This window comes from Hyalangium sp., assembly GCF_045802625.1.
Classification (GTDB): domain Bacteria; phylum Myxococcota; class Myxococcia; order Myxococcales; family Myxococcaceae; genus Hyalangium.
In genome coordinates, this window is sequence record NZ_JBJMQP010000230.1 from 1 (window position 1) to 14,503 (window position 14,503).

At 68.9% G+C, this 14,503-nt stretch carries 12 protein-coding genes and 1 tRNA gene; 11 read left to right on the forward strand and 2 right to left on the reverse strand.

All coding sequences use genetic code 11. From position 1 onward, the window contains the following. From ACJ8AT_RS36080 to ACJ8AT_RS36095, 4 genes are all read left to right on the forward strand, one after another. The coding region (locus tag ACJ8AT_RS36080; protein WP_407742513.1) for an ACT domain-containing protein at window positions 1–583 on the forward strand (583 nt) is incomplete at its 5' end. Between the two features lie 2 nt (window positions 584–585). Continuing rightward, complete coding sequence (locus tag ACJ8AT_RS36085; RefSeq protein WP_407742514.1) at window positions 586–978, forward strand: ComEA family DNA-binding protein; 393 nt, start codon at window positions 586–588, stop codon at window positions 976–978. Window positions 979–1,005: 27 nt separating this feature from the next. Continuing rightward, on the forward strand, window positions 1,006–2,955 hold the full coding sequence (locus ACJ8AT_RS36090; protein ID WP_407742515.1) for a zinc-ribbon domain-containing protein: 1,950 nt from the start codon (window positions 1,006–1,008) through the stop codon (window positions 2,953–2,955). 167 nt (window positions 2,956–3,122) lie between these two features. Continuing rightward, window positions 3,123–4,301, forward strand: coding sequence for a glycosyltransferase family 2 protein (locus ACJ8AT_RS36095; RefSeq protein ID WP_407742516.1), 1,179 nt, complete (start codon window positions 3,123–3,125; stop codon window positions 4,299–4,301). A gap of 10 nt (window positions 4,302–4,311) precedes the next feature. On the opposite strand, the gene ACJ8AT_RS36100 is transcribed toward ACJ8AT_RS36095, so the two are convergent. Continuing rightward, window positions 4,312–6,540 (reverse strand): FUSC family protein, encoded by a 2,229-nt coding sequence (locus ACJ8AT_RS36100; RefSeq protein ID WP_407742517.1) that lies wholly within the window; start codon window positions 6,538–6,540, stop codon window positions 4,312–4,314. 23 nt (window positions 6,541–6,563) lie between these two features. Continuing rightward, on the reverse strand, window positions 6,564–7,331 hold the full coding sequence (locus ACJ8AT_RS36105; protein ID WP_407742518.1) for a CHAP domain-containing protein: 768 nt from the start codon (window positions 7,329–7,331) through the stop codon (window positions 6,564–6,566). A gap of 130 nt (window positions 7,332–7,461) precedes the next feature. On the opposite strand from ACJ8AT_RS36105, the gene ACJ8AT_RS36110 reads away from it, so the two are divergent. From ACJ8AT_RS36110 to ACJ8AT_RS36140, 7 genes are all read left to right on the forward strand, one after another. Then, window positions 7,462–9,153, forward strand: coding sequence for a HEAT repeat domain-containing protein (locus ACJ8AT_RS36110; RefSeq protein ID WP_407742519.1), 1,692 nt, complete (start codon window positions 7,462–7,464; stop codon window positions 9,151–9,153). A gap of 50 nt (window positions 9,154–9,203) precedes the next feature. After that, entirely contained in the window at window positions 9,204–11,291 is a 2,088-nt protein-coding gene (locus ACJ8AT_RS36115; protein ID WP_407742520.1) for an ATP-dependent helicase, read from the forward strand. Between the two features lie 93 nt (window positions 11,292–11,384). After that, window positions 11,385–12,998: an Hsp70 family protein gene (locus ACJ8AT_RS36120; protein ID WP_407742521.1), complete on the forward strand. Its 1,614-nt coding sequence runs from the start codon at window positions 11,385–11,387 to the stop codon at window positions 12,996–12,998. A gap of 11 nt (window positions 12,999–13,009) precedes the next feature. Beyond that, a complete protein-coding gene (locus ACJ8AT_RS36125) occupies window positions 13,010–13,435 on the forward strand; it encodes a hypothetical protein (RefSeq protein ID WP_407742522.1) in 426 nt (141 codons plus the stop codon). Between the two features lie 23 nt (window positions 13,436–13,458). Continuing rightward, window positions 13,459–13,737 carry a hypothetical protein gene (locus ACJ8AT_RS36130; protein ID WP_407742523.1) on the forward strand — a complete coding sequence of 93 codons (279 nt, stop codon included), beginning with the start codon at window positions 13,459–13,461 and terminating at the stop codon, window positions 13,735–13,737. Window positions 13,738–13,824: 87 nt separating this feature from the next. Then, a tRNA-Val gene (locus ACJ8AT_RS36135) sits at window positions 13,825–13,896 on the forward strand. Window positions 13,897–14,095: 199 nt separating this feature from the next. Then, window positions 14,096–14,425 (forward strand): YacL family protein, encoded by a 330-nt coding sequence (locus ACJ8AT_RS36140; protein WP_407742524.1) that lies wholly within the window; start codon window positions 14,096–14,098, stop codon window positions 14,423–14,425. Window positions 14,426–14,503 lie beyond the last annotated feature (78 nt).

A 14,503-nucleotide genomic window follows, 5' to 3' on the forward strand; every position in this document is an offset into this window, starting at 1 on the left:
GCTCTGGGTGAAGAGCTCGTTCTCGGACGACCCGGGCACGCTGGTGTGTGTGGAGGATTCTTCGATGGAAGACGTAATGGTCAGCGGTATTGCCTACGACAAGAACGAGGCGAAGATCGCCATCCGCGGCGTGCCGGACGTGCCCGGCGTGGCGGCGAAGATCTTCGGGGCGCTCGACGAGAAGAGCATCGTCGTGGACCTCATTGTCCAGAACGTCTCCAAGGATGGGCGCACGGATCTCACGTTCACCGTGGGCAAGGCGGACCTCGTCAAGGCCAACGACACGGTGAAGAAGATCGCCAAGGCCATCAAGGCCGAGGATGTGGAGACCGATGGCAACATCTCCAAGGTCTCCATCGTCGGCGTGGGCATGCGCAACCACTCGGGCGTGGCGGCCAAGATGTTCAAGGTGCTGGCGGGCGCCGGCATCAACGTGCAGATGATCTCCACCTCGGAGATCAAGGTCTCTTGCGTCATCCACTCCAACTACACGGAGCTGGCGGTGCGCGAGCTGCACACGGCGTTCGGCCTGGACAAGCCCGCCGCCGAAGGCGTCGCCGAGTCCACTCCGCTCAAGGGCTGATCGTGACTCGCACGAGCTCGCTCGCCGCCGCGACAGCCGGGCTGATGGCGCTCGGTGGGCTGGTGCGGTGGCAGTGGCCGAGCCCGGCTCCGGCGCTCGACTGTGCGCCCTCCGCGGTGCGTTTCCGGCAGGGCGTGGCCGTCTGCGGTGACGGCGCCCCTCCCACCGCCGCGCAGGCCCTGGCACTCGGGCTGAAGCTGGATCTCAACTCCGCCTCGGAGGAGGAGCTTGCTCGGCTGCCGGGGGTAGGGCGCGCGCTGGCGCATAAGCTCGTGGAGGCCCGCCAGGCCCAGGGACGCTTCTCGAGCTGGGCCCAGGTGGATGCCGTCTCCGGCGTGGGTGCTGCCAAGTTGGAGACCCTCCAGGCAGCCACCGAGCTTCGAGAGGCACCGTAGCCCGCTGGCGTGTGGTAAGCACGGAGCGTGCAGATCGCCTGCCCCCAGTGCTCGATTCAGTACGATCTCGACCCTCGGCTGCTACCGCCCGCGGGGGCCTCGGTGCAGTGCACGCGCTGCGGCCTCGTCTTCACGGCCACGCCCTCGGGGTCGGTCTTCGTTCCAGGGCAGAGTCCGAGCCCTCAACCCGCTCGCCCTGCCGTGGGCACGACCACGCAGGTCTTTGGTAGTCCCTACGCGGCCTCGAAGCAGGGCGCTCCCAACCTCCAGACGACGCAAGTCTTCGGAGCAGTTCCGGCGCCTCCCTCGGCCGCCGCGAGTCCGCAGGGCGACGATGCCTCGGAGAGGACACCGGCCTTTGGTTCTCCGACCGCGGGTGTTCCCCTGGCTCCTGGTGGAAAGACCCAGGTCTTTGGGGCGCCCTCGTTTCCTCCGCAGCCTCCTTCGGCCTCGACGACCCAGGTCTTTGGCTCGGCCGCTGTAGCGGCGAAGGCTCCCATGCCGACCACGACGCAGGTGTTCGGCGCGGTCTCGGCTCCTCCGCAGCCTCCCTCGGCTTCCACGACGCAGGTCTTTGGGGCGCCCCCGCTTCCGCCGCAGCCTCCTTCGGCCTCGACGACTCAGGTCTTCGGCTCGGCGGCTGTGGCTGCGAAGGCTCCCATGCCGACCACGACGCAGGTGTTCGGTGCGGTCTCCATTCCCTCCTCACCGGCTGCGGCGACCACCCAGACCTTCGGCTCCGCGGAGATCCAGGCGGCACAGAAGGCGATGCAGGGGGCGGCCCCGGCTCCTGGGAAGGACCTCAGCGCGGTGCCGTGGCTGGCTGAGCCCGGGCCCGTCCCGACTCCTGCTCGGAGCCAGACGGGAGCGCGCCCGGCCCCTGCGTCACCCGCGCCGTCCCTCGAGCTCCCCGAGGAGCCGGTCGCGCTGCCCGGACCCGCGTTGCCCCCTCTGCCTCCGGAGCCGGAGGTGGAGCGCAGTGGTCCCATCGCCGTCCCACGCCGACCGCCCTCGCTCGATCTGCCACCCGAGCTGGTGGTCCCGCAGCGGACCGGGAGCGCCAAGCCTGTCCCGGAGCCCGCCTCGGGCGGTGGCAAGGAGCGGCTCCTCATCATCCTGGCGGCCGTGGTGGCGCTGGGCTTGACGGCGTGGCTGTCGTATCCGGTCTGGGCCAATCGGGGCTCGGAGCTGCCCGTCGAGGCCCTGGCCGCCAAGGACGAGGCGGTCAGCCTGATGCGCCGGGACGACTCGGCCTCCCGAGCCCAGGCCATCACGGAGTTGAACGCGCTGGTGATCCAGTATCCGAAGTTCACCGAGGCTCAGGCGGAGCTGGTGGTAGCGCTCGCGCTGCAGCTCGATGACGCGAAGGTGGAGCTCGAGTGGATCCGCCAGGAGGAGGCGCGGAGCCAGAAGGAGATCTCCCAGCTGGAGCTCTCCAAGGCCACGGCTGACTGGGCGGGCCGGGTCAACGTGCGCCGGCAGAACCTGATTCGCCTGGGCGAACAGCGGCGGCCTCTCGAGGTCACGGCCGGGAACCTCACGAAGCAGCTCGAGCAAGCCGCCGACGTCATCCGCGCGGCCCCCGAGACGGAGCCGTCGGCCGATGTGGCGGCGCGGTTGAAGGCGCAGGCGATCTACCAGGGCGTCTCCGCCTCCGCCGAGGCGATCACCCTGGCCGAGCGGCTCCGGAAGGTGGAGCCCCGCCCCCACTGGAGCGTCCTCACGCTGGCCGAGTATGCCCTCAACGCGCGCTCGCCCCCGGGTGCGCTGCCGGAGATCGTCGACGCCCTGGCGCAGGTGCGCACGCAGGACCCGACGTTCCTTCGGGCCTATGTGCTCGGGGCTCGGCTGGCGCTGCGCCAGAAGGATCCGGCCACGGCCCAGACCTTGCTCGACGCGGTGCTGGCGCTCAATCCGAACCACACGCTTGCTCGGACGCTCCAGAAGTGGGCGGCCTCCACCGAACCCGCGCCCTGACAGGCTTTCAGCCTTCTTGTCTCTCAGGGCTGGAGAAAGTTCAGCGACGCACGTCCTGGCTGGGCCTGGGGTTTGCGCTCCGCGAGGGAAATCGCGGGCTCTGCTTCGGCACGCACCTTGCTGTCCCTTCTCTGCAATCGATTGCAGGGACTACGGAGGCGAGGGTGATGGCGGAGGTCTTCTTCTGGTGCGCGGCTCTGCTACTGCTGCACACGTACTTTTTCTACCCACTGTGTCTCTTCGCCCTGGATGGCGTGGACCAGGTGCTTCACACCCTCCGCGGCATGAAGCAGGGGGAGAACCGGCGGCGGGAGCCGAAGGTGGGGCCTGCGCCTTCGGTGAGCCTGGTGGTGGCCGCCTACAACGAGGCGAGCTGCATCCGGCAGAAGCTGGAGAACAGCCTGGCGCTGGAGTACCCGGTCGACCGCTTCGAGGTGCTGATTGGCTCGGACGGCTCCACGGACGGGACGAATGAGATCGTCCAGGCGTGCACGGACTCGCGGGTGCGGCTGTCGCCAGCGCCTCGCGCGGGGAAGACGACGGTACTCAACCGGTGCATCCCCTCGGCCAAGGGGGACATCATCGTGCTCTCGGACGCGAACACGATGATCGAGCCCGATGCCATTGAGGCGCTGGTGCGCCACTTCGAGGATCCGGAGGTGGGCGCCGTCTGCGGCAAGCTGCGGCTCTACAACCCGACGAAGCAGGACTACGAGGAGAGCGCCTACTGGAGCTACGAGTCGCTCATCAAGTTCTACGAGGGCAAGCGGGGCGCGGTGGTGGGCGCCAACGGCGGGCTGTACGCCATCCGCCGCACGCTCTTCACGCAGCTTCCGCCGTCCACCATCGTGGATGACTTCGTGATTCCGCTGCGGATCCTCGAGCAGGGCTACAAGGTCGTCTACGAGGCCGCGGCCGTGGCGCACGAGGAGACGACGGAGGACTACGGCAAGGAGTTCGGCCGGCGGGCGCGCATCGCGGCGGGCAACTTCCAGAGCCTGAAGATGGTGCCGGGGCTGCTGCTGCCCACGGCGGGCTTCGCGTCCTTCGCCTTCTGGTCCCACAAGATGCTGCGCTGGTGCGCCCCGGCGCTGATGGCGCTGGCGCTGCTGGTCAACCTGTTCCTGCTGGACAGCGTGTTCTACCGGCTGACGCTCTTCACCCAGGCCATGTTCTACGCGCTGGCGTACCTGGGGAAGGCCGGAGTGCTGAAGGGGACGGGGCGGCGCATCGCCTCGATGGCCTACTACTTCGTGACGATGAACCTGGCCATCGTGGTGGGCTTCTGGCGGTTCCTGCGCAACGCGCAGAAGGCCGCCTGGGATCGCACCGCCCGCGCGACCTGACGGTTCCCGATCAAACGGGATGGGCGGGGGGCTCCGGCTCGGAAGGGGCTCCTCGCCGCGCCGCGGCTCCGTGCAGCACGGTGAGCTGCCGCACCACCCACTGGAGCTGGGCCTGGAGCAGGGTGTCATTCGCGGCCTGGAGGCCTGGCTCCTCGGCGGGAGCAGCTCCCCCGTGGAGGATCGCCTCGAAGTCCGGGAGCACCGCCGGCGGGCGGCCCTGGACCACGGCGTTGGCGATGTCGTCCAGGACCTGTCCGGCGGTGCTGGCAAAGCGCTCCAAGCGGGCCCGGACCGGCTCTGTCGGATGCTCGGGCTGGGTGGCGAACAGGGCAATCTCCGACGCGGCGAAGCGGCGGGTATAGAGGAGCAGGGTCATCAGTGGCTCGAGCGGTTCGATCCGCCTTCGGGGCTCGGCGAGCAGCCGCTGGAACGAGGCCTCGGCGTTGATGGCCGCCAACCCCATCTTCCTTCGGGCCTCGGAGAGGGCCGGATCCAGGAACTTCCGGCCGGCCAGATAGGCCGAGAGCCACTGCCGCAGGTATTCGCGAGCGGACCGGATGGCCTCCGCGAGCTGCTCGGGAAAGAGCTCCTTCTCCGACCGCTCCCAGAGGAGCCAGGAGCCCGCCAACGCCAGGGCTCCGCCGATGAGGGTGTTGATGATCCGCACCCGGGCGAGGCTCCAGTCTCCACTTCCCACCTCGGCCAGCAGCACGAAGGTGAGCGTGACGAAGACGGTGAAGAGCCCGTAGTTGACCGCGATGACGGCGACGCTGATGGCCGCGGTGCAGAACACCAGCGCCATGATCGCGTACGGGTTGTGGAGCTCGGCGGCCACCGCCACGGCGAGGATGCCTCCCACCACCGTGCCCGCCACTCGCTGCAGCCCCTTGAGGAACGTCGAGCCGGTATACGGCTGCATGATCACCAGCACGGTGATCGTGACCCAGTAGCTGTGGTTGTTGCCCAGGCCGGTGGAGACCGCGACCGCGACGGCCGTGGTGAGCCCCACCCGGAGCGCGTGCCGAAGCACCACGGACTTCCAGGAGAGGTTGGCTCGCAGCGGCTCGAGCACCGAGAGCTTCGGCTTGGCGGGGGGGCCTCGCGGAGGGGTCTGCTCGCTGGGAATCAGGCGATCGTCATTGAGCCTCGCCGCCGTGTCCACCGCGATGCCCGTGAACTCCCGGAGCTGCGCCAACAGTTGAGCCGCGTGAAGCGCTTTGACCTGGGCGTTGCCCGGGAGAAGCGGGGACGCTTCGCCCGTACCGGCTCGGGGCAGGAGCTTTCGGAGCCCCTCCGCGCCCCAATCCAGCGAGGGCCGCTGCCGAGCAGGTCCCTCGGTCTGGGTGATGTGAGCCAGCTCCTGGAGGGCTGTGGATGCGGCGGCGAGGGCCCGCTCCACCTCCACCCGGGCCTGCTGGGCCGCGCCTTCAGACACCAGGCTCTCCGTCACATCCCCGAGCGCGACCGCCGTGCCGAACATCGCATCCGCGACCTGGAGGAGCACCAGCAGCCCCTCTCCTCGTTGGCGCTCTCCCAGCCGCCCACGGCGGATGGCGGCGAGGGTGCTCCGAGCCTCTTCCAGGGTCTCGCGGATCCTCCCGTGCTGGCGCTGGATCAACGCCTGCCAGGAGGCGGTGTCCTGGGGCCGGGTGGAGAGCAGCCCGATCTCACCCACCAGATCCGCCACCGCACGGAAGCAGCGGGCCACGGCGAGGCGGGAAGGGCGGTAGGGGCGGATGGGCCAGAGGACCAGGGACAGCACCATCGCCCAGAGGGCGCCCCCGATCAGGAAGCCCCCGCGCTCCAGCGAGTCGAGCAAGCCCGTGGCGGGCAGGGCCAGGGAGATGACGAAGGTGCTCGCGGCCGTGTTGCCCACGATGTTCCCCGCGGCTCCGTAGACGCCGCCGTAGCTGCACGCGGTGACCCAGAGCACCGTCCCCAGGACGGCCAGGGTGGGATCTCGTCCGGCCAGCCCTCCCATGACGGCGGAGAGCGCTCCGGCCAGCGCCGCCGCGCCCATGCTGGAGGCTCTCGCGCGGTATGAGCCTCCCTTGTCCGCGAAGGAGGTGTTGAAGCCGCCCACGCTCAGCCAGAGCCCTCCCGGCAGGTGGAGCGCGCTGGACACGAGCGCGGGAAGAATGGTGGCGAGCGACGCCCGGAACCCAGCCTTCACGGCGGGGCGGACCGGGGCGAGCCGGGCGGCTTCCTTCGTGTGCTCGAGCAGCCGGCGAATGAGCATGGGGCAGTCCAGGCCCCATATCTCTAACGCTGGGCGACGGCCACCGGCTTGGAGCCGGGAAGCACGGTGGCGTACGCCACGAAGAGCTGGCCGGTGAGAGCGAAGGAGTGGCCCTGGCCCGGGGCGCGCAGCGTGTCGTTGAGAACCTTGCCGCTGTCCGGATCCTTGCCGACACCGGGCTTCGAGAGGTTCATCCGGTAGCGCACCACGCCGCGCTTCACGTGGTGGATGACGGTGACGGTGCCGTCCTTGTCCACGTCATCCACGAGGCCCACGTGGGTGAGCCCGTCATTGCGCCGGCCGTCGCGGTTCTGATCGTACGTCTCGCGGAAGAAGACGAGATCCCCCGGCATGGGCCGGCCGCCGTTGTACACGCGGCCGTGGTTCAGCGCGTACCGGTAGAGCGCGGTGACGCCGTTGTCTCCCGGCTTCGCGGCGCCTTTCAGCGAGAGCCCGGCCTGCGTGTAGGCCGCCTCCACGAGCCCGGTGCAATCGCTCGGGTAGGTGCGGCCTGCCACCTTCATCTGGGACTGGCCCACCAACGCACGGGCCGTGGTGAGCACCCGCTTGCGAGCATCCCGGGACACGACAGCATGAGCGACGGGCTGCACGTGCCTCTTCGGCGTGGAGTCCTCCACCTCGTCGGGGATGGGGCGAGGCATGGCCGCGGGAGTGGCGGGCTGGTAGCGCAGGTTCTCGAAGGTCAATCGGCCGCCCAGCGGAACCCCCGTGGCACCCGTGGCGCACCCCGTCATCCACACCATCCCGGCCAGCAGCGCGACGAACCTCATGAGACCTCCCTGTAAGTCCACGTGCTACATGCTCCCGCCGACAGGTTGTGTCGTCAAAAAACCTACCCAGGCAACCGGGCGTGGAGGCTTGGGTTTTCCGTTTCTGGACAGGTGGGATAAACGTTGGGTGATGCCCAGGCTTCTTGTGCTCGCGGTGCTGTTGTCCCTCACGGGTTGTGCGTCCCAGGCGTACCAGCGCGCGAAGGACGCGGACACGGCCGAGGCCTACCGCGAGTTCCTCCGCGAGTACCCCAAGGACGACATGGCCGAGCCGGCCGAGGCGCGCCTGGAGGAGCTCGAGTTCACGCAGGCGCAGAAGCTCCACACGGTGCTGGCCTACAAGCGTTTCCTGGAGGACCACCCCGAGGCCTCGCAGGCCCGCGCGGCGAGCGCGCTGCTGGAGGGCTTGCGCTTCAACGCCGCGAAGGAGACGGGCACGGTGGCGGCCTGGCGCCAGTTCCTGGCGGATCACCCGGACGGGGCGCACAAGGAGGAGGCGCAGAAGCTGCTGGCCGAGGCCGAGCAGAAGGAGCTGTCGGCGACGGAGGATCCGAAGCAGCTCTCGGCCTTCTTGCGCAATGCGGGGGATGATCCGCGGCGGCTGGAGGTGGAGGCGCGGCTGGATGATCAGGCCTTCGCCCAGGCGCGGGCCTCGGGAGCGACGAAGCTCTTCGCGTACCTGAAGGACTTCGCGGCCGGCAAGCACCGTGAGGAGGCCAAGACGCGGCTGTTGGATCTGGAGGTGGAGGGCCTGCTCGTCTCGGGGCTGCTGGAGGAGGCCGAGGCGAAGGTGAAGGCGCACCCGCTGGGGCCACAGCTCAAGGACTTTCCGCAGCGGCTGGCCCGGGCGAAGGCGGCGCGTGAGGCGCTGGCCTCGCAGGAGCCGCTGGCCCAGGCCTCGCACGTGGACCATTACCTGCGGGATATCGAGGATCTGCAGCAGGCGCTCGGGGCGTTGGATCCGCTGGATCGCTGGCAGGCGGCGGAGGAGCTGGGGCAGCACGTCTCGGTGCGCGCCATCGAGCCGCTGATCACGGCGTTCCGCACGGCGCGCAACCCGCTGATCCGCCTCTCCGCGCTGGAGAGCCTCCAGACGGTGCTGCGCGCCCTGCCGCGCGATGTGGCCGAGTATGAGGTGGCGGTGCGGCTGGAGAGCCTGCGCGAGCGCGCGAGCAGCGCGGAGGTGTACCTGACCGTGGCGGCGCTGCTGGATCTGTCCGGGCAGCTCGAGCAGGCGGCCACCGAGTACCAGCGCTCGTTCGACACCAACAACCCGGATCCGGTGGTGCTGCGGCGCTGGGTGCAGATCCGCCAGGAGCGGCGCCAGCCCTTCTCGGCGGCGGTGGCGGCGCGGCAGCTGGCGCTGTGGGCGCTCGGGGTGGCACAGAACGAGGCGGTGTCCTCCGAGGGCGCAGTGCCGCTGGCCTCGGCCCGGCAGCTCTGCGCGGCGGCGGAGAACGCGCGCTTCGCGGCGGATGCCATTGCCCACGCTCGCAAGCAGGCCACGGAGTTCCCCGAGGATCTGGACACCTTCCAGCGGGCGGCGCAGGACGCGGTGAAGCTCTCGGAGGCGCGGCTGGCGGACGCGGAGCTGCTGCTGCGCGAGCAGAACCCGAACGTGCGCCTGTGCCGGGATCAGGGCGTGCGCGAGCGCCTGGGCAGCGCGGTGAAGGAGCGCACGGCGGCGCTGGAGGCGGTGGGAGCGAAGCTGCCGAAGCTCGCCCCGGTGCTCCTGGAGCTGGCGAGGGATCGGGATCCATCGCCGGAGGTGCGCTCCGTGGCGGCGGCTCGGCTCGCGGCGATCTCGGCGCGCGGGGACTGAACAGATTTTCCCTGCCCGGCGAGAGGGCGGGGGTTAGAGTCCGGAGGCTCATGGCCACGCGCACCTACACGCTGAAGGTCGCTGCTCCGGCGAAGCCCGCCCTGAAGATCGACTACGCGGCGCTCCTGAACGAGGAGCAACTCCGCGCCGTCGAGGCCGGGGACGGGCCGGTGCTGGTCATCGCCGGAGCGGGCTCGGGCAAGACGCGCACGCTGACGTTCCGGGTGGCGCGGCTGCTGGAGCGCGGGGTGCCTCCCGAGGGCATTCTGCTGCTCACCTTCACCAACAAGGCCGCGCGAGAGATGACGCGGCGGGTGGAGGAGCTGGCCGGTGGCTTCGTGGACGTGCGGAAGATCCTCGGCGGCACCTTCCACCACGCGGCGCACACGCTGCTGCGCCAGTTCGCCCACAACCTGGGCTTCTCCCAGTCCTTCACGGTGCTGGATCGCGAGGACGCCAGGGACTTGATGGCCTCGTGCATCGCCGAGCGGAAGATCTCGAAGGAGCGGCGCTTCCCCCGGGCGGAGGTGGTGCTGGATCTGGTCTCCACGGCCATCAACCTTCAGCGCTCGCTGGCGGAGGTGCTGGTGCAGGACCGGCCACAGTTCCTCGCGCTGGCCGAGGAGGTGCTGGCGGTGGCGGTACGCTTCCAGCAGCGCAAGCAGCACATGAACCTGATGGACTTCGATGATCTGCTGCTGCACCTCAAGCGGCTGCTGGCCGAGCACCCCGCGGTGCGCACCCAGCTCGTCGAGCGGTTCCAGTGCGTGCTCGTGGACGAGTACCAGGACACCAACCGTCTCCAGGGAGATCTGATCGATCTGCTGGCGGGGGAGCGCAAGAACCTGACGGTGGTGGGGGACGACTGCCAGTCCATCTACAGCTTCCGGGGCGCGGACTTCACCAACATCATCGACTTCCCCCAGCGCTACCCGGGCTGCGGCGTGTACCCGCTGACGCGCAACTACCGCTCGACGCCGGAGATCCTCCAGCTCGCCAACGCCTCCATCGCCCTCAACCAGCGCCAGTTCCCCAAGAAGCTCACCGCCGAGCGCTCCACGGGCCCGAGGCCGGTGCTGGTGCCCACCAAGGACGTGGACGAGCAGGCGGCGTTCGTCGCCCAGCGCGTGCTGGAGCTGCGCGAGGAGGGGACGCCCCTGGAGGACATGGCGGTGCTCTACCGGGCGCACAGCCACTCCATGGAGCTGCAGCTGGAGCTGACCCGGCGGGGTATTCCCTTTCGGGTACGGTCCGGGGTGCGCTTCTTCGAGCAGGCCCACATCAAGGACGTGCTGGCTCACCTCCGCTTCGCCCACGCCCCCGGCGACGAGCTGGCCTTCAAGCGCGTGATCAAGCTGGTGTCCGGGGTAGGGCAGGCCACCGCCGAGTCGCTCTGGACCGCGCTCCAGGCCTTGCCTCTCGAGCAGCCCCTCCCGGAGCGGCTGGGCCACCCGGATGTGCGCCGCCATGTGCCTCGGAAGGGCTCGGCGGGGTTCGCCCGCTTCACGGCGATGATGGCTCGGCTCACCCGGACGGATGCGGCTCGCACTCCGGGTCAACTCATCGAGGATGTCCTCACGGGGGGGTATGGCGAGTACCTCCGGGCCGAGTTCGTCGCCGAGGAGCGCCGCGAGGAGGACATCCGCCAGCTGGCCGAGTACGCCGGCCGCTTCGAGGATCTGCCGCGCTTCCTGTCCGAGATCGCCCTGGTGTCGGAGTTCTCCGCCGAGGACGCCATCTCCGGCGAGGAGCCGGACGAGTTCCTCACGCTCTCCACGGTGCACCAGGCCAAGGGGCTGGAGTGGAAGGCCGTCTTCGTCATCTGGCTGTCCGAGGGGCGCTTCCCCCTGATCACGGCCATCCGCAACCCCGACGAGGAGGAGGAGGAGCGGCGCCTCTTCTACGTGGCCGTCACCCGGGCCAAGGACGAGCTGGCGCTCACCTACCCGCTGACCACCAACCCCCAGGACGGGGCCCGGATCATCCTCCGCCAGTCCCGCTTCATCGAGGAGCTGCCCGTGGCCGAGGACGCTCCGTATGACCGGCTCATCCTGGAGGCGATGGAGACCCCGATGCTCCCTCGCCTGGAGGGGCAGGGAGGCACCCCTCCGAAGCCTGGGCCCGATTCCAAGAACTAGCGCGGTGGCCAGAAACAGGCGACGAGGGTCCTGACGTGATACAGAGTTGGACCGGGCGGTGAGTCTCCATCGGGCCAGCGCCTCTCGATTCTCATGGCGGACAAACCTCGCATCGTCGGGATTGACCTGGGCACGACCAACACGCTGGTCGCATCCGTGCGCAACCGCATCCCGAAGATCGTCCCCACCGATCGCGGCACCCTGATCCTGCCGTCTGTGGTCGCGCTCTCGGGCAAGGGAGACATGCTGGTCGGCGGCGTCGCCAAGGACCAGATGGTCACCAACCCGAAGAACACGCTCTACGGCACCAAGCGGCTCATCGGGCGCAAGTACCACTCCAAGGTGGTCGAGGAGCTCAAGGGCTACTTCAACTACGACATCGCCGAGGGCCCGGACGGGGACGCGGCGGTGGTGCTGGGTGGGAAGACGTACTCCCTGCCCCACGTGGCGAGCCTCATCCTCGGGCAGGTGAAGACCATCGCCGAGCAGTTCCTCGGCGGGCCCATCCAGGAAGCCGTCATCTCCGTGCCGGCCTACTACAACGACAACCAGCGCAACGCGGTCAAGGAGGCGGGCCGCCTGGCCGGCTTCGACGTCAAGCGCATCGTCAACGAGCCCACCGCCGCCGCGCTCGCCTACGGCTTCAACCGGGGCCTGGATCAGAAGATCCTCGTGTATGACTTGGGCGGCGGCACCTTCGACGTGTCCGTGCTCCATCTCACTGGCAACGTCTTCGAGGTGCTCGCCACCGGCGGTGACACCTTCCTGGGCGGCGTGGACTTCGACAACCGGGTGATCGACTACGTGCTCGGGAAGTTCCACGAGGAGCACAAGGTCGATCTCACCCAGAGCCCCATCGCCCTGCAGCGCATCAAGAACGCCGCCGAGGCCGCGAAGATCGATCTCACCCTGCGCCTCAACGTCCTCATCGATCTGCCCTTCATCGAGGAGCGCAAGGGCAAGCCGGTGGACCTGCGTATTCCCCTCACCCGCGACGTGCTCAACGCGCTCACCGCGGATCTGGTGAACCGCACCTTCGAGATCTGCGACCGCGTCCTGGAGGAGAAGGGCATCAAGCGCTCGGAGATCGACGAGATCATCCTGGTGGGTGGTCAGAGCCGCATGCCCCTGGTGCAGCAGAAGATCCAGGAGCACTTCGGCAAGCCGCCGCGCAAGGGCGTGCACCCGGACGAGTGCGTGGCCCTGGGCGCGGCGCTGCTGGCGGACTCGCTGGGCAGCATCGACTCGGTGACGCTGCTGGACGCGGTGTCCATGCCCATCGGCTACGGGCTGCCCAACAACCGCGTCAAGCGCATCATCGACAAGAACTCGATCATCCCCCTGGTCAAGAGCTTCCGGCTGCCCACGCCCAACCCCCCGAGCGCGCCCCACATCGAGCTGGACATCTACCAGGGTGACAGCGACCTGATCGTCGACAACGAGTACCTGGGCACGGTGCGCCTGCCCGCCGCGTTCGCCGGGCGGAAGATCGACTTCAAGCTGACCGAGGAGTGCCTGCTCCAGGTCATGGTGGAGGACGGCGCCACCATGAAGAAGGTGGATCTGGCCACTCGGGACACGCCCGAGGCGCTCAAGAAGGCCATCCAGGAGGCGCTCCCGAAGGAGCCTCCCCCCACCGAGCCCCAGCAGCCCCAAGAGGGTGGGGGCCTGCTGTCCAGCATCACCCGGGTGTTCCGCCGCAGATAGCGGGAGAAGCAATGCCGAAGTTCCCTTCCAAGGAGTGGTGTGAGGAGGCTGTGCGGCTCACCAACGCGGATCACGAGTCCGTGGCGGCGGGCCAGGGGTGGACGGGCGACTTCGGCGCGGTGGTGGATCCGGAGCCGGGCAAGCTGGCCAAGGCCTTCGTCATCCACATCCTCCCCAAGAACGGCCGGCTCGAGAAGCTGCGGGTGCTGGATGATCCGGACGATCTGGAAGAGTTCGAGCCCGCCTACGTGGCCCGGGCGCCCTATTCAGTCTGGAAGGAGCTGCTCAAGGGCACCCTGGATCCGGTGGAGGCGGTGCTCAAGCGCCGCATCGCCGTGAAGGGAGATCTCCAGCCGCTCATCGAGCGGATGCGGTACAAGGGCATCGCGGATCGCGTCTTCGCGCAGCTGAAGACGGAGTTCATCGACGAGCGGTGAAGAGTCCGCGGAGGCTTCCTCGGATGGGCATCGGAGACGAGCTGAAGAAGAAGGCCCTGGGCGTCTCGGCCAAGGCGATGGAGAGGCTCATGGCGGACGAGAAGCGCGCCATGCAAGTCGCCAACGCCATCGGCAAGGTGCAGCGGGGCAAGCAGGCGCTCGACAGGGGCCAGGAGGAGCTGATGCGGGCCCTCAACTTCGCCCCCAAGAGCGACTTCAAGGCCGTGGGCAAGAAGCTCTCCAGCCTCAAGCGCCGGCTGCGCGAGCTGGACGAGAAGCTGGATTCGCTCTCCCAGGACTGAAGGGGCCCGGGATGGAAACCCGGGGCCGCCCCGTTGAATAGCGTTGACACGTGAGGGGGCGGATGGCATTTACCCCCCGCGTCGCACGGGCGTATAGCTCAGCGGTAGAGCACTGCCTTCACACGGCAGGGGTCGCAGGTTCAAACCCTGCTGCGCCCACTTCGAGAGGTCGCGAGTCCGGGAGAAATCCCCAGGGTTCGCGGCCTTTCGCTTTTTCTGGACTCGAGTTGCCCGGTACCCATCAGTTGCCGGGCCGGGGCTATCCGCTGGGCGGCACACCTGGCCGCGAGCGAGGCAAGCTCTCCTCAACTCGGATGATCTCCATGCGACACTGAGCGGTGGGTTCAGGAGTCGAGCGATGCACAAGGTGCGCTTCACATGGGATCAGGAGGGGCACGTGACGGCCCTCGCGGAGCCGCCGGACGACATCCTCGCGCACTATCTGGTGGATGAGGTGCGCAACAACCACCACATGTGCCACCGGCTGCTGGACATCATCCGCGCGCTGCGCAAGGGCAGCCACTCGTCCTGGAGGGCCGAGGGGGAGGCCTGGAGCGTGAAGATGAGCCGCAATCGCGCCGTCATCGAGAGCGAGATCGCCGTGCCCGGGCGTGCCCGGGAGATGTCGCTGGAGGAGTTCGAGGAGCTGCTCCACTCCTGGCTCCGGTTCGTGGAGACCACGCGCTAGGAGGCCTGGGAGGCAGGGCGGCCGCGCGGCGGCGGCGGCGGCCGGGCGCCGGCCTTGGCCCTGTCCTCGGCGCGGGCC

Excerpts from the sequence above, each read along its gene's own strand:
- ACJ8AT_RS36095 (WP_407742516.1), top strand. The coding sequence starts at position 3,123 with ATGGCGGAGGTCTTCTTCTGGTGCGCGGCTCTGCTACTGCTGCACACG.
- ACJ8AT_RS36100 (WP_407742517.1), bottom strand. The coding sequence starts at position 6,540 with ATGCTCATTCGCCGGCTGCTCGAGCACACGAAGGAAGCCGCCCGGCTC.
- ACJ8AT_RS36105 (WP_407742518.1), bottom strand. The coding sequence starts at position 7,331 with ATGAGGTTCGTCGCGCTGCTGGCCGGGATGGTGTGGATGACGGGGTGC.
- ACJ8AT_RS36110 (WP_407742519.1), top strand. The coding sequence starts at position 7,462 with ATGCCCAGGCTTCTTGTGCTCGCGGTGCTGTTGTCCCTCACGGGTTGT.
- ACJ8AT_RS36115 (WP_407742520.1), top strand. The coding sequence starts at position 9,204 with ATGGCCACGCGCACCTACACGCTGAAGGTCGCTGCTCCGGCGAAGCCC.
- ACJ8AT_RS36120 (WP_407742521.1), top strand. The coding sequence starts at position 11,385 with ATGGCGGACAAACCTCGCATCGTCGGGATTGACCTGGGCACGACCAAC.
- ACJ8AT_RS36125 (WP_407742522.1), top strand. The coding sequence starts at position 13,010 with ATGCCGAAGTTCCCTTCCAAGGAGTGGTGTGAGGAGGCTGTGCGGCTC.
- ACJ8AT_RS36130 (WP_407742523.1), top strand. The coding sequence starts at position 13,459 with ATGGGCATCGGAGACGAGCTGAAGAAGAAGGCCCTGGGCGTCTCGGCC.
- ACJ8AT_RS36140 (WP_407742524.1), top strand. The coding sequence starts at position 14,096 with ATGCACAAGGTGCGCTTCACATGGGATCAGGAGGGGCACGTGACGGCC.